The sequence below is a fragment of the Microbacterium koreense genome (assembly GCF_042677105.1).
Classification (GTDB): Bacteria; Actinomycetota; Actinomycetes; order Actinomycetales; family Microbacteriaceae; genus Microbacterium; species Microbacterium koreense.
The window spans coordinates 2,056,604-2,079,066 of record NZ_JBHTIM010000001.1; the positions used below are offsets into that span (position 1 = coordinate 2,056,604).

General features: G+C 67.7%; 22 protein-coding genes. 19 read left to right on the forward strand and 3 right to left on the reverse strand.

Going from position 1 to position 22,463, the window contains the following annotated elements; genetic code table 11:
• Positions 1 to 14: 14 nt before the first annotated feature.
• Genes ruvA through ACFQZV_RS09660 form a run of 6 tightly spaced genes read left to right on the forward strand, consistent with a single transcriptional unit; the run spans position 15 to position 7,272 of the window.
• Positions 15 to 644: a Holliday junction branch migration protein RuvA gene (gene ruvA / locus ACFQZV_RS09635; protein ID WP_378752007.1), complete on the forward strand. Its 630-nt coding sequence runs from the start codon at positions 15 to 17 to the stop codon at positions 642 to 644.
• Positions 637 to 1,665, forward strand: coding sequence for a Holliday junction branch migration DNA helicase RuvB (gene ruvB, locus ACFQZV_RS09640; protein ID WP_378752009.1), 1,029 nt, complete (start codon positions 637 to 639; stop codon positions 1,663 to 1,665). Before ruvA ends, ruvB begins: the two co-directional genes overlap by 8 nt.
• A gap of 51 nt (positions 1,666 to 1,716) precedes the next feature.
• Positions 1,717 to 2,202, forward strand: coding sequence for a preprotein translocase subunit YajC (locus tag ACFQZV_RS09645; RefSeq protein ID WP_378752011.1), 486 nt, complete (start codon positions 1,717 to 1,719; stop codon positions 2,200 to 2,202).
• A gap of 41 nt (positions 2,203 to 2,243) precedes the next feature.
• Positions 2,244 to 3,977, forward strand: coding sequence for a protein translocase subunit SecD (gene secD / locus ACFQZV_RS09650; RefSeq protein ID WP_378752013.1), 1,734 nt, complete (start codon positions 2,244 to 2,246; stop codon positions 3,975 to 3,977).
• Positions 3,977 to 4,966 carry a protein translocase subunit SecF gene (gene secF, locus ACFQZV_RS09655; RefSeq protein WP_378752015.1) on the forward strand — a complete coding sequence of 330 codons (990 nt, stop codon included), beginning with the start codon at positions 3,977 to 3,979 and terminating at the stop codon, positions 4,964 to 4,966. The genes secD and secF overlap by 1 nt, the downstream gene beginning before the upstream one ends.
• A 56-nt stretch (positions 4,967 to 5,022) precedes the next feature.
• Entirely contained in the window at positions 5,023 to 7,272 is a 2,250-nt protein-coding gene (locus ACFQZV_RS09660; protein ID WP_378752017.1) for a RelA/SpoT family protein, read from the forward strand.
• Here the strand turns inward: ACFQZV_RS09660 and ACFQZV_RS09665 are convergent.
• The 3 genes from ACFQZV_RS09665 to ACFQZV_RS09675 all read right to left on the reverse strand — a co-directional run bounded on the left by ACFQZV_RS09665 (position 7,251) and on the right by ACFQZV_RS09675 (position 9,696).
• Positions 7,251 to 7,802, reverse strand: a complete 552-nt coding sequence (locus ACFQZV_RS09665; protein ID WP_378752019.1) for a hypothetical protein — start codon at positions 7,800 to 7,802, stop codon at positions 7,251 to 7,253. The two genes, ACFQZV_RS09660 and ACFQZV_RS09665, sit on opposite strands and share 22 nt — an antisense overlap.
• A gap of 65 nt (positions 7,803 to 7,867) precedes the next feature.
• The gene (locus tag ACFQZV_RS09670; protein ID WP_378752021.1) at positions 7,868 to 9,268 is read right to left on the reverse strand and encodes a DUF349 domain-containing protein; all 1,401 of its coding nucleotides are present in this window, start codon (positions 9,266 to 9,268) and stop codon (positions 7,868 to 7,870) included.
• Positions 9,269 to 9,372: 104 nt separating this feature from the next.
• Complete coding sequence (locus ACFQZV_RS09675) at positions 9,373 to 9,696, reverse strand: dioxygenase (RefSeq protein WP_378752023.1); 324 nt, start codon at positions 9,694 to 9,696, stop codon at positions 9,373 to 9,375.
• A gap of 123 nt (positions 9,697 to 9,819) precedes the next feature.
• On the opposite strand from ACFQZV_RS09675, the gene ACFQZV_RS09680 reads away from it, so the two are divergent.
• The 13 genes from ACFQZV_RS09680 (at position 9,820) to nusB (ending at position 22,435) form a co-directional block, all read left to right on the forward strand.
• Complete coding sequence (locus ACFQZV_RS09680) at positions 9,820 to 11,151, forward strand: replication-associated recombination protein A (protein ID WP_378752025.1); 1,332 nt, start codon at positions 9,820 to 9,822, stop codon at positions 11,149 to 11,151.
• 175 nt (positions 11,152 to 11,326) lie between these two features.
• Positions 11,327 to 11,956 (forward strand): 30S ribosomal protein S4, encoded by a 630-nt coding sequence (rpsD, locus tag ACFQZV_RS09685; protein WP_378752027.1) that lies wholly within the window; start codon positions 11,327 to 11,329, stop codon positions 11,954 to 11,956.
• Positions 11,957 to 12,064: 108 nt separating this feature from the next.
• Positions 12,065 to 12,340, forward strand: a complete 276-nt coding sequence (locus ACFQZV_RS09690; RefSeq protein ID WP_378752029.1) for an ATPase — start codon at positions 12,065 to 12,067, stop codon at positions 12,338 to 12,340.
• Positions 12,341 to 12,405: 65 nt separating this feature from the next.
• Entirely contained in the window at positions 12,406 to 15,066 is a 2,661-nt protein-coding gene (alaS, locus tag ACFQZV_RS09695; RefSeq protein WP_378783310.1) for an alanine--tRNA ligase, read from the forward strand.
• Positions 15,063 to 15,539: a Holliday junction resolvase RuvX gene (ruvX, locus tag ACFQZV_RS09700; protein WP_378754234.1), complete on the forward strand. Its 477-nt coding sequence runs from the start codon at positions 15,063 to 15,065 to the stop codon at positions 15,537 to 15,539. The genes alaS and ruvX overlap by 4 nt, the downstream gene beginning before the upstream one ends.
• A complete protein-coding gene (mltG, locus tag ACFQZV_RS09705; protein WP_378783313.1) occupies positions 15,532 to 17,238 on the forward strand; it encodes an endolytic transglycosylase MltG in 1,707 nt (568 codons plus the stop codon). The genes ruvX and mltG overlap by 8 nt, the downstream gene beginning before the upstream one ends.
• Positions 17,208 to 18,074: a shikimate dehydrogenase family protein gene (locus tag ACFQZV_RS09710; protein ID WP_378748996.1), complete on the forward strand. Its 867-nt coding sequence runs from the start codon at positions 17,208 to 17,210 to the stop codon at positions 18,072 to 18,074. The genes mltG and ACFQZV_RS09710 overlap by 31 nt, the downstream gene beginning before the upstream one ends.
• Before the next feature lie 4 nt (positions 18,075 to 18,078).
• Positions 18,079 to 19,308: a chorismate synthase gene (aroC, locus tag ACFQZV_RS09715; protein ID WP_378748998.1), complete on the forward strand. Its 1,230-nt coding sequence runs from the start codon at positions 18,079 to 18,081 to the stop codon at positions 19,306 to 19,308.
• Between the two features lie 22 nt (positions 19,309 to 19,330).
• Complete coding sequence (locus ACFQZV_RS09720) at positions 19,331 to 19,813, forward strand: shikimate kinase (protein ID WP_378749704.1); 483 nt, start codon at positions 19,331 to 19,333, stop codon at positions 19,811 to 19,813.
• On the forward strand, positions 19,810 to 20,889 hold the full coding sequence (aroB, locus tag ACFQZV_RS09725; RefSeq protein WP_378749000.1) for a 3-dehydroquinate synthase: 1,080 nt from the start codon (positions 19,810 to 19,812) through the stop codon (positions 20,887 to 20,889). The genes ACFQZV_RS09720 and aroB overlap by 4 nt, the downstream gene beginning before the upstream one ends.
• Positions 20,890 to 20,909: 20 nt before the next feature.
• Positions 20,910 to 21,365 (forward strand): type II 3-dehydroquinate dehydratase, encoded by a 456-nt coding sequence (gene aroQ, locus ACFQZV_RS09730; RefSeq protein ID WP_378749002.1) that lies wholly within the window; start codon positions 20,910 to 20,912, stop codon positions 21,363 to 21,365.
• Positions 21,366 to 21,459: 94 nt separating this feature from the next.
• Complete coding sequence (efp, locus tag ACFQZV_RS09735) at positions 21,460 to 22,020, forward strand: elongation factor P (RefSeq protein ID WP_378749004.1); 561 nt, start codon at positions 21,460 to 21,462, stop codon at positions 22,018 to 22,020.
• A 4-nt stretch (positions 22,021 to 22,024) separates the two neighbouring features.
• The gene (gene nusB / locus ACFQZV_RS09740; RefSeq protein ID WP_378749006.1) at positions 22,025 to 22,435 is read left to right on the forward strand and encodes a transcription antitermination factor NusB; all 411 of its coding nucleotides are present in this window, start codon (positions 22,025 to 22,027) and stop codon (positions 22,433 to 22,435) included.
• The last annotated feature ends 28 nt before the right edge of the window (positions 22,436 to 22,463 follow it).

The window sequence follows — 22,463 nt, forward strand, 5'->3', positions numbered from 1 at the left end:
CGTAGGCTCGGGGCATGATCTCCTCGCTCACCGGCGCGGTCGCCCACGTCGACCAGGACTCACTCGTCGTCGACGTCGGCGGCGTCGGCCTCTCGGTCGCCGTGCCTCCGCAGGTCGCTCGGTCGACGCACATCGGGGAGCGCATCCGGTTGCACACCACCCTGATCGTGCGAGAAGACGCGCTCTCGCTCGTCGGTTTCGACTCACGCGAAGAGCTCTCCGTCTTCTCGCTCCTCCTCGGGGTCACCGGCGTCGGCCCCAAGTCGGCACTCGGCGTGCTGTCGTCACTCACCGTCCCGCAGATCGCCGAGGCCGTCGCATCCGACGATGACGCGCCGTTCCGCCGCGTGTCCGGCATCGGCCCGAAGACGGCGAAGCTCATCGTCGTCCAACTCGCGGGCAAGATCGACGCGCCGCCTCCCGCACACTCGTCGGACGGGGCTGTGGCGCCGGCGTCCGATGACGTCGTCACCCATGTCGTGCAGGCGCTCATCGGCCTCGGTTGGCCCGAACGGACCGCCGCCGAGGCGGTCGCAGCGACGGCCTCGTCGGCGGATGCACCCGACCTGGCGAACGTTCCCGCGCTCTTGCGGGCGACTCTGGCCACGCTCGGACCCGCGCGGAAGGAGCCCGTCGGTGGATGACCTACGCGACGTCGACGAACCCGTCGACGAGAGCGAGCTCGCGATCGAAGGTGCGCTGCGCCCGTCGTCGTTGGCCGAGTTCGTCGGTCAGCAGAAGGTCAGAGGGCAGCTGCAGCTGCTCCTTGACGCGGCCCGACTGCAACAGCGTCCCGCAGACCACATCCTGCTGTCCGGCCCGCCCGGGCTCGGCAAGACGACACTCGCCATGATCGTCGCCCACGAGAGCGAGCGCCCGCTTCGACTGTCCAGCGGGCCCGCCATTCAGCACGCCGGCGACCTCGCGGCGCTCCTGTCGAGCCTCACCCCGGGTGAGGTGCTCTTCATCGACGAGATCCACCGCATGGCCCGCTCCGCCGAAGAAATGTTGTACCTCGCGATGGAGGACTTCCGCATCGACATCATGGTCGGAAAGGGTGCCGGGGCCACCAGCATCCCCCTCGATCTCGCGCCGTTCACGCTGGTCGGCGCGACCACGCGATCGGGGCTGCTGCCCAATCCGCTCCGTGACCGCTTCGGTTTCACCGCCCATCTCGAGTACTACGAGCCCTTCGAATTGGAGCGCGTCATCGAACGCTCCGCAGCGCGTCTGGGCGTCGAGATGCCGCCGGCGGCGCGAGCGGAGATCGCCCGCCGCTCGCGAGGCACACCGCGCATCGCCAACAGACTGCTGCGACGTGTCCGCGACTACGCGCTCGTCCACGGCGATGGGGATGCGGCCGACGAAGCCATCGTCGATGCGGCGCTGGATCTGTACGACGTCGACGCATTGGGTCTTGATCGACTGGACCGTGCTGTGCTGGACGCGGTCGTCCGGCGCTTTCGCGGGGGACCGGTGGGGCTTGGCACCCTCTCGGTCGCCGTCGGAGAAGAGTCAGACACGATCGAGTCGGTCGTCGAACCGTATCTCGTGCGCATCGGGTTCCTCGGGCGCACGCCCCGCGGGCGCGTCGCCACGCCTGAGGCGTACGGGCATCTGGGCGTGCCGCACGACAACTCGGTCCTCGGGTTCGATGACCTATAATCGCTGGAGGCTTTCGCCACCCTCCCGCTTTCCAGGCAACGCCGCCACGGCATGCCTCACCCGAAAGGTGCACCCGGCTTCATGGACTTCGCCCTCTTCTTCCAGCAGTACGGACTCATCGTCCTGCTGCTGCTCCTCCTCGTCTTCATGTTCTGGAGCTCGCGTCGACGGATGCAGCGTCAGAAGGCGGAGCAGGAGCAGAAGGCGCGTCAGACCGTGCCCGGTGCAGAGGTGCTCCTTCAGGGCGGCCTCTACGGCACCGTCGTCGAGTACGACGCCGACAACCTCGACGCGCCGGCGTTGATCTCGATCGCTCCGGGCGTCGAGATCAAGGTGCACAGCCAGGCGATCCTGCGCATCGTCAACCCGACCGAGGGAGTCGTCACCGAGGACGAGTTCATCGAAGCCGAGGCATCGGAAGCGGGCTACGTCGAGGCCGTCGCCGACGGCGACATCTCGTCGATCAGCGATGACCGTGCTCACGCCGCCGAAGAGGCTGCGGAGCAGAACAAGGACGACAAGAAGCCCGACGCCTGAGCGGCCGCACCGACCCTCGTCCCCGAGAGAACTGAGCCACTGTGGCCACACCCACCCCAGTCCGTCATGCCTGGCGTGCGCTGACCGGACTCCTCATCACCACGGCGGTGCTCGTGGGCATCAACGCCCTCGGTGTCTACGTCTTCAAGGGCAGTTCCTGGTCGCCGGAACTCGCGCTCGACCTCCAGGGCGGCACCCAGATCGTGCTTCAGGCCCAAACGCCCGACGGTGCGACCCCGGATGAGGAGCAGATGGCTCAGGCCGTCACCATCATCCGTCAGCGTGTCGACGCCTCGGGTGTGGCCGAAGCCGACATCGCCACGCAGGCCGGCAATCAGATCGTCGTCCAGATACCCGGCGAAGCCGACGAACAGACCCGCGAACGCATCGAGGCCTCGGCGCAACTCCAGTTGCGAGCGGTTCTCGTCGCGGGTGCGCCGGCGAACACCTACGTGGGTGAAGATGGCGAGTCGACGCCGTACCCGACCCCCGACCCCACCCTCGAGGCGACGCCGTCACCCGATCCGACCAGCGGAAGCGACCTGTCGTGGATCACACCCCGCCTCGAGGCGGAGTACCTCGCGTACGACTGCGCGAGCCCCGACAACGACCCCGCCAGCGCCCCGGCGGATCAGCCGCTCATCACGTGTGACCCGACCGGCACGGTCAAGTACATCCTCGGGCCCGTCGAGCTGGACGGCTCGTCGATCGACGACGCCACGTTCGGGATGCAGCAGACCGACGGTCGCTGGGCGGTCAACCTCGTCTTCGATCAAGAAGGCACCGAGGTCTTCGGGCAGATCAGCCAGCGCCTCTACGGCGCCCAGGCGCCGCTGAACCAGTTCGCCTTCGTCCTCGATGGCTATGTGCTCTCAGCTCCGTCGATGAACGGGATCATCGTGGACGGACGCCCGAGCATCACGGGTTCGTTCACCCAGGAGACGGCACAGACCCTGGCAGACCAGCTGAAGTACGGCGCTTTGCCGCTGAGCTTCGAGGTCGTCAGCTCCGACACCATCTCGGCGACACTCGGCACCCAGCAACTGGAGATCGGACTCATCGCCGGCCTGATCGGTTTGCTTCTCGTCGCCGTGTACTCGCTCATCGTGTACCGAGCGCTCGGGACGGTGATCATCGCGTCCCTCATCGTGATGGGTGTCTTGACCTACATCGCGTTGTGCATCCTCGCGTGGCGCATGGGCTTCCGGCTCTCTCTGGCCGGCGTCGCGGGCATCATCGTCTCGATCGGCTTCACCGCCGATTCGTTCATCATCTACTTCGAACGAATACGAGACGAGCTCCGAGACGGCAAATCGATCACCAGCGCCGTCGAAGACGGTTGGAATCGCGCCAAGCGCACGATCTACATCTCCAAGTCGATCAACGTGCTCGCCGCCGTGGTGCTCTATCTGCTCGCCGATGCGACGGTGCGGGGCTTCGCGTTCACCCTCGGGCTCACGACCCTCATCGACATCTTCATCTTCATCCTGTTCACCCACCCGGTCATGCAGCTACTTGCGCGCACGCGGTTCTTCGGTTCCGGACACCCGATGTCGGGAATGGACCCCGACGCGCTCGGCGCGGTCTACCGCGGGCGCGCGCAGTTCCGCGCACCCGCAGCGACGTTGGCCACGACGGGCGCCGGGAAGCGCGCGTCGAAGTCCCGAGGTGAAGCCGTTCGCCGGCAGACGATCGCGGAGCGGAAACAGGCCGAACGGGCGGCGTCCGAGACCGCATCGACATCCGGTACTGCGAAGAAGGAGGGGGACGACTGATGCGTACTCCCAGTCAGGTCGGCAACGACCTCTATACCGGCAAGACCTCGCTGCCGTTCGTCGCGCGTCGACGCCTGTGGTTCATCATCGCCGCCGTGCTCGTGATCGGTTCGGCGCTCGTGCCGCTGTTCCGTCCGATCCAGTTCTCGATCGAATTCACCGGTGGGTCGCAGTTCACCGTCTCGAGCCTGTCGAGCCCCGACCAGACGCTTGCAAGCGAGGCGGTCACATCCGTGGTTCCGGGCGCGACCACACGCGTCACGACCATCGGCGACACGGCCGTCCGCGTCCAGACCGACCAGATGACCCAGGACGAGACGCAGGAAGTCAGCGCCGCGCTGGCCGAGACATACGGCGTCGCGTCGTCCGAGGTGACATCCTCGTTCATCGGACCGAGCTGGGGCGCCGATGTCACGAGGCAGTCTCTGTGGGGATTGGCGATCTTCCTCGCGCTGACCTTTTTGATCCTCGCGCTGTACTTCCGAACGTGGAAGATGTCGGTCGCGGCGATCATCGGTCTGCTCGATGTGCTCATCGTCACGATCGGGGTGTACTCGCTGTTCGGCTTCGAGATCTCACCGGCGGCGGTCATCGGCTTCTTGACGATCCTCTCGTACGCCCTCTACGACACGACGGTGGTCTTCGACAAGATCCGCGAGAACACCGCCGAAGACGGCGAGATATCCGGTCGCACGTTCGGCGAGTCCGTCAATCTCGCGGTGAACCAGACGCTCGTGCGCTCGATCAACACGACCGTCGTCGCGATCTTGCCGACCGGCGCCATCCTGTTCATCGGCGCCCTGTGGCTCGGAGCACAGACGCTCACCGACATCTCGTTGTCGATCTTCGTCGGCACGATCCTCGCCGCCTACTCGACGCTGTTCGTCGCCGCACCGCTGTACTCGCTGCTGCGCGAGGGGGAGCCGGCGATCAAGGCGCGCGATGAGCGGGTCGTGGAGGCCCGCGAACTCGCGGGCACTCCCGCCTGAACGCCCGACTGCCGGGAGCGGGCTAGGATTGCGAAGTCCAGGGGAGGGGGCACACAATGGCTGAGACCGTTCCTCCTGCCCAGTCGTCATCGCTACGACGCCTCGTGCCCCGGATCTTCTCCCGCGCTCCCCGCCGCGATGGCGTGGAGCAGCTTCTGCGGACGGTGCGCACGCACCATCCCAAGGGCGACCTGACGGTCATCGAGCGGGCCTACGGCGTCGCCGATCGCGCCCACACGGGGCAGACTCGCCAAAGCGGTGAACCGTACATCACCCATCCGCTCGCCGTCGCGCAGATCCTGGCCGATCTGGGGCTCGGCCCCAAGGCGATCGCCGCGGCGCTCCTGCACGACACCGTCGAAGACACCGAGTACGGATTGGATGCGCTCACCGCCGAGTTCGGCGACGAGGTGGCGATGCTCGTCGACGGTGTGACGAAGCTCGACAAGGTCAAGTACGGCGACAGCGCGCAGGCCGAGACCGTCCGCAAGATGATCGTGGCGATGTCCAAGGACATCCGCGTGCTCTTGATCAAGCTCGCCGACCGGCTTCACAACGCGCGCACATGGGGGTTCGTGCCTCCCCACAAGGCCGCCAAGAAGGCGACCGAGACCCTCGAGATCTACGCTCCGCTGGCGCACCGCCTCGGAATCCAGGCGATCAAGTCCGAACTCGAAGACCTCTCGTTCGCGGTCCTGCACCCCAAGCTCTACGCCGAGATCGATTCGCTCGTCAAGCAGCGCACGCCGCAGCGCGAGCAGTACGTGCAGAACGTCATCGATGCCGTCGACAGTGATCTTCGGGATCTGCGCATCCGGGGGCGTGTCATGGGCCGCCCCAAGCAGCTGTACTCGGTTTACCAGAAGATGGTCGTGCGCGGCCGTGAGTTCGACGACATTTACGATCTCATCGGCATCCGCATTCTCGTCGGCAGCGTCCGGGACTGCTACGCCGTGCTCGGCGCGATCCACGCACGATGGACGCCGCTGCCCGGGCGGTTCAAGGACTACATCGCCACTCCGAAATTCAACCTCTATCAGTCGCTGCACACCACGGTCATCGGTCCGGGCGGTCGCACGGTCGAGATCCAGATCCGCACCAACGAGATGCACCAGCAGGCCGAGTACGGTGTTGCGGCGCACTGGAAGTACAAAGAGCGGATGGCCGGCGGTAAACCGGATGCCAAGGCCCTCGACACCGATATGGCCTGGCTCGCCCATATCTCGGACTGGCAGGCCGAGACCGCCGACCCGGGGGAGTTCCTCGACTCGCTGCGTTTCGAGATCGGTGCCAAGGAGGTCTACGTCTTCACTCCGAAGGGTCGCGTGATCGGGCTTCCTTCTGGGGCGACACCCGTCGATTTCGCCTACGCCGTGCACACCGAGATCGGTCATCGCACGATGGGCGCGAAGGTCAACGGTCGGCTGGTCCCGCTCGAGTCCGAGCTCACCAGCGGCGACGTCGTGGAGGTCTTCACGTCGAAGAATCCTGACGCGGGACCGAGCCAGGACTGGTTGTCGTTCGTCAAGAGCACCCGCGCGCGCAGCAAGATCCGAGGCTGGTTCACCAAGGAGCGCCGCGAAGAAGCGATCGAGCAGGGCAAGGAGTCGATCGCGCGCGCGATGCGGCGACAGAATCTGCCTCTGCAGAAGCTCATGAGTCAGGACTCCTTCACCGAGGTCGCGCAACAGCTGCGCTACGAGGATGTCTCTGCGCTCTACGCCGCAGTCGGTGAAGGTCACGTCTCGACGCAGTCCGTCATCGAGAAGGTGACGGCGCTCGTCAGTGCCAACGACACGACGACCGGGCCGATCGACATTCCGTACGTCGGCCGTTCGCGTACGCACCGCAACTCCGAATCGGGGATCCTGGTTCGCGGCGCCCCCGACATCCTGGTCAAGCTGGCCAAGTGCTGCACGCCCGTACCCGGCGACGAGGTGATGGGCTTCGTCACACGCGGCAGCGGTGTGTCCGTCCATCGCACCGACTGCACGAACGTGAAATCGCTCATGGCCGATCCCGCACGCACGATCGAGGTCGAATGGGCGCCGACGACGAAGGGCGTGTTCCTCGTCCAGATCCAGGTGGAGGCGCTCGACCGGTCTGCGTTGCTCAGCGACGTGACGCGCGTGCTCAGCGAACACCACGTCAACATCTTGTCCGCATCGGTGCAGACCTCGAACGACAGATTGGCGATCAGTCGCTTCGTCTTCGAGATGGGTGACATCGTCCACCTGGACCGTGTGCTCAACGCTGTACGACGGATCGACGCGGTCTACGACGTCTACCGCGTCCAGTCCTCCTGACCGGCCGTGCGGAGCGCTGCGATCGCGACGCGTTTGCCCGGCACGCCCCGGTGAGTGCGCAACCACTCCAACGCATGTGGCACCTCAGTCGGCGTGAGGGCGATCAGCAGCGCGAGCGCATGGCGGTGGTCATCGTCGTCGACCCGGGCGAGATCTGCCAACGTCCGCGGTACGGACGTCACCCACATTCCGCCGATGAGCACGAGGTCGTCCACCTCAACGCGGGAATCCCGGTACCTCACCCGCGCGTCGAGCACGGCGTGGATGCGGCGCTGAACCGCTCGCTGTACCGTATGCCGAACGGGCGCCTCGTGTCCGGCCCCGTGGATCCACGCTGCCGTGAGGTGGCTGGCCGCGAGCGTCGTCCCGAGGACGTCACGGAGCGACTCCGCACGCAGTGCCGCAGTCTCGACGGCGTCGGCGGGGATGTACGCGTCGCCGACCTCGACCACATGCCCATCGAGTCGCGCGGCCGACAGTTCGGCTGACGAGAGTCGATCGTCGGTGTAGTAGAGGAACGGCGAGCCCATGGGGACAGTGTGCCGGTCCCGGGAGCACCGCGATCACCCGCGCGGCGGGCTGTGGAGAACCCCCGTCAGCCGCCTAGTGCGGAGAGCCAGCCGCGTCGAGCCTCGAGCGCGTCGCGCGCCGCCGCCACGGCCTTCTCATCACCGGACTTCTCGGCTGCCGCCAGCTCTGCCTCGAGCTTCTCGATCGCGTCGGTCAGCTGGCGCGTCATGTCGTTGGCGCGTGCCTTGGTCTCGGGGTTGTTGCGCTTCCAGTCGATGTCTTCGCGCGAGCGCAGCGCCTGCTCGATCTTGCGCAGATCGTCGTCCAAGCCCCGCTCGACATCGCGCGGGTAGACGCGCCCGATCTCGTCCCATCGACGCTGGATGCCGGTCAGGAGCGTCCGCGCCTTGCCGAGGTCGCGCTCGTCGCCGACGGTCTTCGCCTCGATGAGCAGCTCCTTCTTGGCGTCGATCTTCTCCCGTGACGCCTCGACGTCCGCGGCCTCCCGCTCGGCGCGAGCACCGTACAGGGCGTCACCCGCGGCCTTGAAACGGGCCCAGAGGGCGTCGTCGGCCTTCTTTCCCGCGCGTCCCGCGGCTTTCCACTGGTCGAGCAGATCGCGGTAGGCGCTGATGCCATCCTCACCGCGAGGCGCCAACGCCTCAGCCTTCTCGACGAGGGCGTTCTTGCGCTCGCGGACGACCTTGTGGGCGCTGTCGAGTTCGGCGTAGAACTCGCGACGATGCTTGTCGACGGTCGACCGCGCATCGCGGAACCGCTTCCACAACGCCTGCGCCGTCGACCGCGGAAGACGCGGGCCGTTCTGCTGCTGTGCCTGCCAGGCGTCGAACAGGTCCGACATCTCGGCCGAAGCTTGCTTCCACTGCACCGTCTTGGGATCACGTGCGGCCAGGGCCTCGGCCTTTTCGACGATCTCGGTGCGTGAGCGGACCGCCTCGTCGAGGGCTTCACGTGCCGCGGCCGCCTCGGTTTCCGATGCCTCGGCGAGCGTGTCCGTCAGGGCGGCCACACGGGCCGTAAGCGCGGCAAGGTCGCCGACGGCCGCAGCGCCGGTGATCCGCTCCTGGACAGTGGTCGCCGTCGCGCGAAGGTCTGCGGCAGATGCCCCGCCTCGACGAGCGCGTGCCTCGAGCAGAGTGACTTCGCCCTCAAGGTCGGCGTACTTGCGTTCGAAGTAGGCCAAGGCCTCCTCGGGGGAGCCGTCGGGGAACTGGCCGACGACGCGCCAATCGTCGCCCTCGCGCACCGACACTGTCCCTTCGTCGTCGACGCGGCCCCAGGGAACGTCGTCGGAGGCGGACGCTCCCGATGCCGCTCCACTCGCCGCGGCGACGTCACCCGGCGTGGTCCGGCGGGGCGCGAAACTCGCGGGCGTCACAGCGGCTGGGGTGACGGTCGCAGGGGTGGCCTCGGGCGCCTCGGGGACGTCGGAGGATTCGGGAGTGGGGTCTGCGTGGGCAGTCACGGATAGCACCTCATCGCGGCCGGCGCCGCCTGTGGGAGTAGGACGCGACCCAGCCTAATACCCGCGCACCTCGGGCGAGGAAGGGGCGGCGATCAGGTGCGCGGTCAGTCCGTGGCGCTCGGTGACGGCGTCGACGCAGGCTCGGTGGCCGTCGGCTCGGGCGTCGTGGGGGTGGTGGGGACCGGCTCGGACACCGAGGGGGACGGGGTCGACGTCGGCTCGGGCGCGGGAGCTCCGGGCCCGGCGGTGAAGTACAGGGTCTGGGCGACGACGAGCGCGACCAGGACGACGCCGCCTCCGACACCGGCGATCACGTTGTCGCGGATGCGCCGACGGCGGAGCCCGTCTTGAAAGGACTGGCGCGCCTGATACAGCCGCGCTCGTTCCCGGGCCTCGCGTGCTCCGCGATCCTTGCCTGCGCTGACCACAGGTCCTCCGTTCCCGGCCGTCGCCGGCCGCGTTGATCCTATGCAACGGCGCGCGCAGGCGACAAACCGCCCGCGGTGCGTGTGTGCGGGACGCGCGTCGGCACCCGCGGATAGCCTGGTCTGATGACCACCCCCGCCGCCCTCTTCTCCGGGCAGACGCCGCTTGCGGTACGCATGCGGCCGACCTCCCTGGCCGAGGTCGCGGGGCAGGGGCACCTTCTGAAGCCGGGTTCGCCACTGGTCACGCTGGCCGATGCAGAGTCTGCGACCAAGTCAGCGACATCGGTGATCCTGTGGGGGCCGCCGGGCACCGGCAAGACCACACTCGCGCAGGCGATCGCACGGTCGTCCGGGCGTCGTTTCGTCGAACTCTCTGCGGTGACCGCCGGCGTCAAGGACGTGCGAGAGGTCATGCAGGAGGCGTTGACCCAGCGCGACCTTTACGGGCAATCGACGATCCTCTTCCTCGACGAGATCCATCGGTTCACGAAGGCCCAGCAAGACGCGCTGCTGCCCGGTGTGGAGAACGGCTGGGTGGTGCTCATCGCGGCGACGACGGAGAACCCGTCGTTCTCCGTCGTCTCTCCGCTGCTCTCGCGGTCGCTGCTTCTGACGCTGAAACCGCTGACCGATGACGATCTGCGCATGCTGCTCGAGCGAGCCGTCACCGATCCTCGCGGGTTGGCCGACGCAGTCGACCTCGAAGACGACTCGCGTGACGCGATCGTGCGTCTGGCGTCGGGGGACGCCCGCCGCGCCCTGACGACCCTCGAGGCTGCGGCATCCCTCGCGGTCGAGACCGCCGAGGTCGACACGCGACCGGCGATCACGACCGATCGGGTCGCGCAGGCGGTCGACCGCGCACTGCTTCGCTATGACCGACAGGGAGACGAGCACTATGACGTCATCAGTGCCTTCATCAAGTCGATCAGAGGGTCCGACGCGGATGCCGCCGTGCACTACCTGGCCAGGATGATCGAGGCGGGGGAGGACCCACGGTTCATCGCGCGGCGGTTGATCATCTCCGCGGCAGAGGACATCGGATTGGCCGATCCGCAGGCCCTGCCGATCGCGGTGGCTGCGGCCGATGCGGTGCAGTTCATCGGCATGCCCGAAGGCCGCATTCCCCTCGCCGAGGCGACGGTGTACCTTGCGACGACCGCGAAATCGAACGCCGCCTACCTGGCGATCGACAAGGCCATCGCGGATGTGCGTGCCGGCGGGTTCGGCCGCGTCCCCGTGCACCTGCGTGATGCGCATTACCCGGGGGCGAAGCGACTGGGGCATGGCAAGGGGTACGTGTACCCGCACGATGCCGACGTGGGCGTCGTCGCACAGCAGTACCTTCCCGACGAACTCCGCGGCCGTCGATATTACGAACCCAAATCGCTCGGCGCGGAGCGTGATGTGCATGCGCGCGTCGACAAACTCCGCCGGATCATCGACGGTGAATGACGCGTGGCCCGGCGTGTCCTGGTAGGCTAGAGCGGCTCGAAACCGAGTTTTCGGGCATCCCCCTCTTCTGAACCACCTTCCGGCGTGCCCCGACGTGCAGTCCGGACAGGGCGAAGAGCGGGAGATACGTCCGCGAGCCGTGAGAGACACGGCCGCGTCATGGAAGGAACACTTCGTGGCTACGAAGTCCCAGGACCGCCGCAAGGTCCGCCTCTCCCGCGCCCTCGGCGTCGCGCTGACCCCGAAGGCCGCCCGTTACCTCGAGAAGCGCCCCTACGCGCCCGGCGAGCACGGTCGCACCAAGCGCAAGCAGGACAGCGACTACGCCGTCCGTCTGCGCGAGAAGCAGCGTCTGCGCGAGCAGTACGGCATCCGCGAGAAGCAGATGCGCAACACCTTCAATGAGGCCCGCCGCAAGGACGGCCTGACCGGTGAGAACCTCGTCGAGCTGCTCGAGATGCGCCTGGACGCACTCGTGCTGCGTTCGGGTTTCGCGCGCACCACCGCACAGGCGCGCCAGCTCGTCGTGCACCGTCACATCCTGGTCGACGGCCAGACCGTCGACCGCCCGTCGTTCCGCGTGAAGCCGGGCCAGCTCATCCACGTCAAGGCCAAGAGCGAAGGCATGGAGCCGTTCCAGGTCGCCGCTCTCGGTGGTCACGCCGAGGTGCTGCCCCCCGTCCCGGGCTACCTCGAGGTCGAGCTCGACAAGCTTCAGTCGCGCCTCGTGCGTCGCCCGAAGCGTGCCGAGGTGCCCGTCGTCTGTGACGTGCAGCTCGTCGTCGAGTACTACGCCGCACGCTGACGTCGATACGCATCAGCTCAGAAGGGCGTCGGGGAAACCCGGCGCCCTTCGTCGTTTCGGCCTACGATGGACGAAGCCGTGTCCGCGGCGTCGCGAGGAAGTGGTGGCATGAAGAAGTTCGCGTGTTTTCTGCTCGGCATCGCCGGGGGCTTCGTCCTCGCGCATCTGGTGAACAAGGATCCGCGCGGGCATGACCTGCTCTCCGAGGTGGACTCGCGCATCACTGAGTTCACGGACCGGATCGGTGACGCCTACCGCGAGCAGGAGTCTCGACTGACCGAGATCGTCGACGACGCGCGCGACGTGGCCACGCAAGCCGCCCAGGACGCGAAGGATGCCGCGGCCGAGGCCGTCGACGCCGCCTCACGCACGCTCTCCGACTGATCGCCCCCGCGGTCACCCGCCGACGGCGGGTGTCGACCGTTGCCCACACGAGGAAAGACCCCCATATGAAGACCGCCGAGATCGCCCAGCGCTACCTCGACTACTTCGAGAAGAACGGGCACACGATCGTGCCGTCGGCTTCTCTCGTCACCGATGACCCCGCGCTGCTGTTCACGGTCGCGGGTATGGTGCCGTTCATTCCTTACCTGTCCGGTGACGTACCGGCGCCGTACCCGCGCGCCGCCGATGTGCAGAAGTGCCTGCGCACTCTCGACATCGAAGAAGTCGGCCACACGCCGCGTCACGGCACCTTCTTCCAAATGCTCGGCAACTGGTCGTTCGGTGACTACTTCAAGGAAGGCGCCATCCGTTTCGCGTGGGGCCTGTTGACCTCGCCCGAAGAAGACGGCGGACTGGGGTTCGACCCCGCCGATCTCTGGGTCACGGTGTACGAAGAAGACGACGAGGCCCATGACCTGTGGCTGCGGCTGACCGATCTGCCCGAGGAGCGCATCCAGCGCCTCGGCAAGGACACCAACTACTGGTCGACGGGGCTTCCGGGCCCCGCGGGCCCGTGTTCCGAGATCTTCTTCGACCGAGGTCCTGCCTATGGCATCGACGGAGGGCCGGCGACGGACGACGACCGCTACGTCGAGATCTGGAACCTCGTGTTCATGCAGTACGAGATCACGAATGTGCGCTCGAAGTACGACTTCGACATCGTGGGCGAACTGCCGCACAAGAACATCGACACCGGCATGGGTCTCGAGCGCGTGGCGTTCATCAAGCAGGGCGTCGACAACATGTACGAGACCGATCAGGTGCGTCCTGTACTCGACAAAGCCGTCGAGCTGTCGGGGCGATCGTACGGAGCCGTTCATGAAGACGACGTGCGCTTCCGTGTGGTCGCCGACCACGTGCGTTCGTCGTTGATGCTGTTGTCCGACGGTGTGGCGCCGTCCAACGACGGGCGCGGCTACATCCTGCGCCGCCTGATGCGCCGCGCCATCCGCTCGATGCGTCTTCTCGGCGTCGAGGGACCGACGTTCCGCGAACTGTTCGCCGCATCCCGCGACGCAATGGCCACGGCGTACCCGATCGTGGCGACCGACTACGCGCGCATCGAGCAGTACGCCCTTGCCGAAGAGGCGACGTTCCTGCGCACCCTGGCAGCCGGCGAGGCGATCCTCGATGCATCACTCCTGCAGACGAAGGATGCCGGAGGCACCTCGATCGACGGCGCCGAGGCATTCCTCCTCCACGACACCTATGGCTTTCCGATCGACCTCACCCTGGAGATCGCCGAAGAGGCGGGTTTGACCGTCGACAGGGCTGCGTTCGACGAGCTGATGCTCGAGCAGCGGACTCGCGCGAAGGCCGATGCCCGGTCGCGAAAGCGCCAGCTCGCCGACACGAGCGTCTATCGCGACTTCCGAGCACTGGGTGAGACGGTCTTCACCGGATACACCGATCTCGAGACCGAATCCACGGTGCTCGGGCTTCTCGTCGAGGGACATCCGGCGCAGAGCGCCGTGACCGGGCAGGTTGCGGAGGTCATCCTCGCCGAAACGGCGCTCTACGCCGAATCGGGCGGTCAGGTAGCCGACAAGGGTGTCATCGTCGGCCCCGGGTACGAGCTGGAGGTCCTCGACGTCCAGCGACCGGTTCCGGGGCTCGTGAGCCACACGGTCGAGGTCGTCAGCGGCGAGGTGGGCGTCGGGCAGCCGGCGACGACGGTGGTGGATGCGGTGAACCGCCGAGCGGCACAGCAGGCGCACTCGGCGACGCACCTCATCCACGCGGCGCTGCGTGACACCCTGGGTTCCTCCGCGACGCAGGCGGGATCGCTGAACCGTGCCGGATACATGCGCTTCGACTTCACGTGGGGCCAGGCACTGTCCGACGCGACGAAGACCGAGATCGAAGAGATCGCGAACAACGCTGTGCGGGACAACCTCGAGGTGACCACCCGCGTTCTTCCGATCGATGAGGCCAAGGCTTTGGGCGCGCAGGCGCTGTTCGGCGAAAAGTACGGTGATGTCGTGCGCATGGTCGACATCGGCGGTCCTTGGTCGCGGGAGCTCTGCGGTGGCACCCATGTGGGCCGCAGCTCCGAAGTCGGCCTGGTGAGTGTGGTCGGCGAGTCCTCGGTCGGCGCGTCGAATCGCCGCGTCGAGGCACTCGTGGGCCTCGATGCCTTCCGTTCGCTCGCCGCCGAGCGCGCGATCGTGTCACAACTGACGTCGTCGTTGAAGACACCGCGCGAGCAGCTGCCGGCTCGCATCGCGGAACTGGCGGCGAACCTCAAGGCCGCGGAGAAGAAGATCGCAGCGCTGGAAGCCAAAGAGATCGCGCAACAGGGGCCGGCGTTGGCGGATGCCGCAGAACGCCTCGGCGCCTACCGCGTCGTGGCGGCCGACATCGGTACGGCGTCGTCGGGCGACGACGTGCGCACCCTCGCTCTCCAGGTACGGGATCGTTTGGGTTCGGATGCCGGTGTCGTGGCCTTGGCAGCCCGCGTCGGCGAGCGGCCCGTCGTCATCGTGGCGACGACCGAGGCCGCACGCGCCGCCGGCGCCAAGGCCGGTGCCCTCGCAAAGGTCGCCGCCCGCGCGCTCGGCGGCGGTGGCGGCGGACGCGACGACGTCGCGCAGGGTGGCGGGGCGGATCCCGCCGCAGTGCCCGCGGCGCTGACGGCTGTCCGGTCGGAGCTCGGGGCGGCGTGAGCGGCTTCCGCCGGGGAACACGGATCGGGGTCGACGTCGGGCGGGCCCGCGTGGGCGTCGCTCGCTGCGACCCGGACGGCCTGCTGGCCACTCCTGTCGAGACCGTCCCGCGGGACGAGGCGGCTATCCACCGTGTCACGGTGATCGCCGATGAGTTCGAAGCATTGGAGATCCTCGTCGGGCTTCCTCTGAACATGCGCGGCGAAGACACGGCGTCAACGACCGATGCGCGCGAGTTCGCCGCCGGCATCGCGGCGGAATCGGCTCGGCCCGTGAGACTCGTCGACGAGCGATTGTCGACGGTATCCGCACACGCGGCATTGCGCGATTCCGGGCGTTCGCAGCGTTCGTCTCGTAGCATTGTTGACCAGGTCGCGGCCGTCGTGCTCTTGCAGCAGGCAATCGACGTCGAGAAGAACACGGGACGCCCGGCCGGTCACCCGATTCGCCAGGAGCCCACACCCGATGCCTGACAGGACGCCCGACGATCCGTTCGCGGATCTCTTCGGCAAACTGCCCGATGCGCGTACGCGCAGGATTTCGTCGGAGGACACCGCCGACGAAACGGGCTCAGCGGACGGCGCTCCGGCAACGGCCCCACCGTCCATCGACGATCGCGAGGCTTCGGGGGCGGCGGAGAAATCCGCGCCCGACACGCCCCCCGCACCTGCCGCACCACCGCTCTCGCGACGCGAGGCGCGCGAGGCCGCAGCGCGCGCCGCAGCCGCGGCCGCCACATCGCGCGACGCGTCCGGCCACGACCGTGCGGTTCCCGGCGACGACCCCGCAAGGCGCGCCTCGACTGCGGCACCGGCCGATTCGGAACCGGTACGCGCAACGACGGATGCTGCGTCGCGCGCGGCTGAGCCTGCACCGCGGTCGGCTTCGGCAGCCGTGGATGCTGCGGTGACGTTGGAGGAGACGACCGCCCCGACCACGCCGCGTGCGTCGTATGCGCGATCCGGTGCCGCTGAACCCGCACCGACCGACCGCTCCGGCGCGGTGAGCACCCCCGGCCTCGAGGACCTGTTCGCAGGTGAGACCTCGACCGATGATGTCGGGTCGGCGCCGCCGCGACCGAACCGACGGCGCCGCCGGATCGGCGGCTGGATCGCCCTCGGCGTGGTCCTGGCGATCTTCGGCGGCCTCGCCGCCGGCGGGTGGTACGTGTGGACCACCTACGAGGACCAGATCCGCGCCGTGATGGGTTGGGAAGAGCCGAACGATTACGAAGACGGTCTGGCCAACGGCGAGGCGATCCTCACGATCGTCTCGGGCGACACCGGTGCATCCATCTCACCCAAGCTCTACGAATCCGGCGTGACGATGACCCCGGAGGCGTTCTACGACTACCTCATCGACGAGGGCCTCAACCCCCCGTTCGAACCCGGGGTGTTCCAGCTGCAACGTCAGATGAGCTCTGCCGCGGCGCTCGAGGCGATCATGGACCCGGCGAACCGACTCGAGAACACCGCGCAGCTGCGCGAAGGACTGACCGTGGAGCAGTCGTTGCCGATCCTTTCCGAGAGTCTCGGCATCCCGCTGGAGGACTTCCAGGCGGCAGTGGCCGATCCCTCGGCGTACGGTGTCTCGGCCGACTCGCTCGAAGGCTGGCTGTTCCCCGCGACCTACACGTTCACGCCCGAGGTCACCGCCGTCGAGGTCGTGCAGACGCTCGTGAACCGGGCGGTCCAGTCCCTCGACGCCGCGGGCGTGCCCGAGGCCGACCGCCAGCGCATCCTGACGATCGCATCGATCATCCAACGCGAGGCCCGGTTCGAAGAGGACATGCAGAAGGTCTCGACCGTCATCGTCAATCGTCTCGACCCCGACAACCAAGAGACGTTCGGGCTCCTGCAGATGGACTCCACCGCCCAGTACGGGTACGGAGAGATGCACGACGGCACGGTGAGTTCCTCTGAGGAAGCCCTCACGGACGACAACCCGTGGAACACCTACGTGTACCCCGGTCTGCCGATCGGTCCGATCTCGAATCCGGGTGACACCGCGATCGCGTCGGCGATGAACCCCGCCGAGGGGGAGTGGCTGTATTTCGTGACGGTGAACCTCGATACGGGCGAGACCGTCTTCACGACGAACATCGACGACCACAACCGTGCGGTCGACCAGTGGATCTCGTGGTGCCGCGACAACCCGGATTCGGGGTGCTGACCCCGCGCGGCGACCGGTTGGCGGTGTGGGGGGATCCCATCGTCCACAGCCGCTCTCCGCGCGTGCACTCCGCCGCGTACGGCGTCCTCGCGTTGCCGTGGGAGTACGGTCGTCGTCAGGTCGCCGAAACCGACTTCGCCGCGGCGCTGGCGGGACTCGACGGCCGGTGGCGGGGGCTGTCTCTGACCTATCCGTTGAAGGCCGTGGCCTTCGCGGCGTCGGCGAGCCTCGATGATCGTGCACGGTCGACGGGTGCCGTGAACACCCTCCTGCTCACCGACGACGGCCCTGTGGGTTTCAATACAGACGTCGGCGGTCTCGTCGCGGCGATGAACGACCTCGGCGTCGCGCGGGTGGGCACCGCCAGAATCGTCGGCGCAGGGGCCACGGCGACCTCGGCTCTCGTGGCGCTGGCCGAGATCGGCGCAGACACCGTCGAGGTCGTCGCGCGCCGTCCAGAGGCCGTCGAGCCGCTCGCGGCCCTCGGGAGCGAACTCGGGGTGCGCGTCGACCACGCGTCGTTCGACGCACCCAGCGGACGGCCGGCTGACGTCACGATCGCCACGTTGCCGGGCGGGGCCGACGTCTCGGATCACGCAGCATCCGCGCTTGCCGGCACAGGCGGCGCCCTGCTGGACGTCGTCTACGGGCACTGGCCCACCACGCTCGCATCGGCGTGGCAGGCCGTGAACGCCCCGGTGGCGTCCGGACGGGGGATGCTGCTTCACCAGGCCGTCCTCCAGGTCAGGATCTTCGTCTCCGGCCAGGTCGATGAGCCGCTCGATCGCGAGGACGCCGTCCTCGACGCGATGCGTGCTGCCGTCATGGGAGACTAGGGCAATGCTCCGAGTGCTCACCGCCGGCGAATCCCACGGCCCCGAACTCGTCGCGATCATGGAAGGACTGCCCTCGGGCATTCCGATCTCGCGCGCCGACATCCAGGCAGACCTCGCGCGTCGCAAGCTCGGGTACGGACGCGGATCGAGGATGAAGTTCGAGCAGGACGATCTGTCGATCTCGTCGGGTGTCGTTCAGGGCACGACCCTCGGAAGCCCCGTCGCGCTGCGAATCGGCAACACCGAGTGGCCCAAGTGGGTCGAGGTGATGAGCGCGGAGCCGACCGAGCTCACCGATCGCTCGCGCGGTCGCGGCGCCGCCCTCACCCGCCCCCGTCCCGGGCACGCCGACCTCGTCGGCATGCAGAAGTACGACTTCGACGAGGCTCGTCCGATTCTCGAACGCGCCAGTGCCCGTGAGACCGCGGCGCGGGTCGCGCTCGGGGCGCTCGCGCGGGCGTTCCTGGGTGAGCTCGGCATCCGGCTGGTGAGCCACACGGTGTCGATCGGCACAGTCGATGTGCCAGCCGGCTCCGTCATCCCCACACCCGACGATGTCGCCGCGCTCGACGCCGATCCGCTCCGCTGCTTCGACACCGCGACGAGCGCCGCGATGGTCGACGAGGTCGACGCGGCGCGCAAGGACGGCGACACGCTCGGCGGGATCGTCGAAGTGCTCGCCTACGGTCTGCCGCCGGGGCTCGGATCACACGTCCACTGGGATCGCCGCCTCGATGCCAAGCTCGCAGGCGCACTCATGAGCATCCAGGCCATCAAAGGCGTGGAGGTCGGCGACGGATTCGAGACGACCCGTCGTCGCGGCTCGGCCGCGCACGATGAACTCTTCGCGACCGCGGACGGCATCACCCGCTCTTCCGACAAGGCCGGCGGCACCGAGGGCGGCATGTCCACGGGTACCGTCCTGCGCGTGCGGGCGGGGATGAAGCCCATCGCCACCGTGCCGCGCGCCCTGCGCACTGTCGATGTCGCGTCGGGTGAAACCGCAGCAGCCCACCACCAGCGCTCGGATGTGTGCGCGGTACCGGCGGCCGGAGTCGTCGCCGAAGCGATGACGGCGATCGTCCTCGCGGACGTCGTTCTCGAGAAGTTCGGCGGCGACAGCATCGGCGAGACCCGCCGCAATCTCGAGTCGTACCTCGCGTCCATCCCCGAGACACGGCGCAGCGCCGATGCGAGCGACGTCGCCCTGGCGGGTTCGACTGTTGACGAGTGACGCCATCGTCTTGATCGGGCCGATGGGTGCCGGCAAGACGAGCATCGGTCGACGCGTCGCGCGAGCGACGGATCTGAGCTTCACCGACTCGGATGCGGTGATCGTCCGGGAGCACGGTCCGATCGACGAGATCTTCCGTGCGCACGGCGAGGCGCACTTCCGGAGCATCGAGCGGGCCGTGGTCGCCGAGTGCCTCGCCGACCGGGGCGTCGTCTCGTTGGGTGGGGGAGCAGTCCTCGATCCGGCGACCCAGCGCGCCCTGACCGACCACCGCGTGGTGCTGCTGACCGTGCATCCCCGTGTCGTGGCCGGACGCATCCGACACTCGTCGCGGCCGCTGCTCAACGGCCCTGACGCACTCGAGCGCTGGACATCCATCTACGAACAGCGTCGCCCCGTATACGAGTCGCTGGCCGATGTGACGTTCGACACGTCTTCGGGCCCGCTCTCCGACGTCGTCACCGCCATCGCCGACTGGGTGCGATCCACGGAAGGAACCTCATGAGCTCTGACATCACGCGCATCCGCGTCGCCGGTGATTCCGCGTACGACATCACGATCGGGCGGGACATCCTGGGCACGGTCGCGGACGCCCTACCGGAGCCGGCGCGCAAGGTGCTCATCGTGCACCCGCCGACGCTGTCCGCGAAGGCCGAGGCGTTGCGCGAAGGGCTCGGCGGCTCCCGCGAGGTGCTGCTCGCGGAAATCCCCGATGCCGAGACGGGCAAGCGCGTCGAGGTGGCGGCCTTCTGCTGGCAGGTCATGGGCCAGGCGGACTTCACCCGAACCGACGCCGTGATCGGCTTCGGAGGCGGCGCCGTCACCGATCTCGCCGGGTTCGTCGCGGCGACGTGGTTGCGCGGAGTGGCCGTCGTGCAGGTGCCGACGACTGTCCTCGGCATGGTCGATGCCGCGGTCGGAGGCAAGACGGGCATCAACACCGCTGAGGGCAAGAACCTCGTCGGTGCGTTCTGGCCGCCCCGGGCGGTCGTCTGCGACCTCGATCTGCTGGACTCTCTCTCGGATTTCGAGCGCACCGCGGGGTTCGCCGAGGTCGTGAAGGCAGGGTTCATCTGGGCGCCCGAAATCCTCGACCTGATCGAGGCCGATCCACAGGGCGTCGTCGACCCGCAGAGCGCAGCGTTCCGCCGGTGTATCGAGTTGGCGATTGAAATGAAGGCGCGCGTCGTCGGTGAAGACCTCCGCGAGGCCGGGTTGCGCGAGATCCTCAATTACGGCCACACGCTCGGACACGCGATCGAGCACACGGAACGCTATCGGTGGCGCCACGGCGCGGCCATCTCGGTCGGCATGATGTTCGCCGCCGAGCTCTCGCGCCTCGCCGGGCGCCTCTCCGACGACGCGGTGCAGCGCCACCGCGACATCCTGACGTCATTGGGTCTTCCGACGACGTATCGCGCCGGCGCCTGGCAACAGCTCCTCGCCACGATGCAGCGAGACAAGAAGAGCCGCGGCGGCATGCTCCGGTTCATCGTCCTCGACGACATCGCGCGCCCCACGGTGCTGCAGGCGCCCGACGAGTCGCTCCTGTTCGCCGCATATCAAGAGGTGGGTGCCTGAGGCATGGTTAGGCTGAGCGCGTGACCGTGCGCCGCATCCTTCTCGTCAACGGGCCGAATCTCAACCTCTTGGGCACTCGCGAGCCCGAGATCTACGGCACGGCCACGCTCTCCGACGTTGAGCGGATGACGACGGATGCCGCGGCCGCGCGCGGCTTCGACGTGCGTGCCGTGCAAAGCAACCACGAGGGGGTTCTCCTCGATGCCATCCACGATGCACGCAGCGACTGCGCCGGCATCGTCATCAATCCCGGTGGCCTCACCCACACCTCGGTGGTGCTGCGCGATGCGCTGTCGGGCGTCGGACTGCCCGTCGCCGAGGTACACATCTCGGACGTTCACGCTCGCGAGGAGTTCCGTCATCACTCCTACGTCACCGACGTTGCGACAGTGCACGTGGTCGGTGAGGGAGTGGGCGGGTACGCCACCGCCGTCGACCGGCTGATCGGGGTGATCACCGGTGGCGCCGACGGCTGATCCGGGCAGGCGCCTCCTCATCCTTTAGAATCGAACGTCGGATTCGCGCGGCACTCCGTGCGACCACTCACACACGAACGGAATCCCACACCTCATGGCATCCACCGCAGACATCAAGAACGGCGTCGTCCTCAGCATCGACGGGCAGCTCTGGAGCGTTGTGGAGTTCCAGCACGTCAAGCCCGGAAAGGGTGGCGCGTTCGTGCGCACCAAGCTGAAGAACGTCGTCAGCGGAAAGGTCGTCGACAAGACGTACAACGCCGGTGCCAAGATCGACATCCAGAACGTCGACCGCCGCGACTTCCAGTACCTCTACAACGACGGTGAGAACTTCGTGTTCATGGATCTGGACGACTACGACCAGATCAACGTCAGCGCCGCGGTCGTCGGTGACGCAGCGAACTTCATGCTCGAGAACCAGAACGTCACGATCGCGCTCCACGACGGAAACCCGCTGTACCTCGACATGCCGGCCTCGGTCGTGCTTGAGATCACGTACACCGAGCCGGGACTGCAGGGCGACCGCTCGTCGGCCGGCACGAAGGCGGCGACCGTCGAGACGGGTTACGAGATCCAGGTTCCGCTCTTCCTCGAAACCGGCACCAAGGTCAAGGTCGACACCCGCACGGGCGACTACCTCGGTCGCGTGAACTGATCGCGTGAGCGCTCGTTCCAAGGCGCGCAAGCGCGCCCTCGACATCCTCTTCCAGTCCGACGTGCGCGGGGACGACCTCGGCGTCATGCTCGCCGCCGAGGCCAAGCGTGCCGCGAGCGAACCTGCGCGCGAGGCCTCCTGGCTCTATGCGCGCGACATCGTCGACGGCGTGATCGACAACCGCGACGCGATCGACGAGCAGATCACCACATTCTCGAAGGACTGGACCCTCGCCCGGATGCCCGCCGTCGACCGCGCCGTCCTTCGGATCGGCACGTGGGAGGTTCTCTTCAACGACGAGATCCCCACGGCGGTCGCGATCGACGAAGCCGTCGAACTCGCGAAGGAGTACTCCACCGAAGAGGCCGGATCCTTCGTTCACGGCGTGCTGGCACGCATCGCGCGCGCGAGCTGATCGCGGTTTTCTCCGGCGCGACGCCGGA

Coding starts and splice junctions, on each gene's coding strand:
- ruvA (WP_378752007.1), top strand. CDS start 15: ATGATCTCCTCGCTCACCGGCGCGGTCGCCCACGTCGACCAGGACTCA.
- ACFQZV_RS09645 (WP_378752011.1), top strand. CDS start 1,717: ATGCCTCACCCGAAAGGTGCACCCGGCTTCATGGACTTCGCCCTCTTC.
- secF (WP_378752015.1), top strand. CDS start 3,977: ATGCGTACTCCCAGTCAGGTCGGCAACGACCTCTATACCGGCAAGACC.
- ACFQZV_RS09660 (WP_378752017.1), top strand. CDS start 5,023: ATGGCTGAGACCGTTCCTCCTGCCCAGTCGTCATCGCTACGACGCCTC.
- ACFQZV_RS09665 (WP_378752019.1), bottom strand. CDS start 7,802: ATGGGCTCGCCGTTCCTCTACTACACCGACGATCGACTCTCGTCAGCC.
- ACFQZV_RS09680 (WP_378752025.1), top strand. CDS start 9,820: ATGACCACCCCCGCCGCCCTCTTCTCCGGGCAGACGCCGCTTGCGGTA.
- ACFQZV_RS09690 (WP_378752029.1), top strand. CDS start 12,065: ATGAAGAAGTTCGCGTGTTTTCTGCTCGGCATCGCCGGGGGCTTCGTC.
- alaS (WP_378783310.1), top strand. CDS start 12,406: ATGAAGACCGCCGAGATCGCCCAGCGCTACCTCGACTACTTCGAGAAG.
- mltG (WP_378783313.1), top strand. CDS start 15,532: ATGCCTGACAGGACGCCCGACGATCCGTTCGCGGATCTCTTCGGCAAA.
- aroC (WP_378748998.1), top strand. CDS start 18,079: ATGCTCCGAGTGCTCACCGCCGGCGAATCCCACGGCCCCGAACTCGTC.
- ACFQZV_RS09720 (WP_378749704.1), top strand. CDS start 19,331: ATGGGTGCCGGCAAGACGAGCATCGGTCGACGCGTCGCGCGAGCGACG.
- aroB (WP_378749000.1), top strand. CDS start 19,810: ATGAGCTCTGACATCACGCGCATCCGCGTCGCCGGTGATTCCGCGTAC.
- efp (WP_378749004.1), top strand. CDS start 21,460: ATGGCATCCACCGCAGACATCAAGAACGGCGTCGTCCTCAGCATCGAC.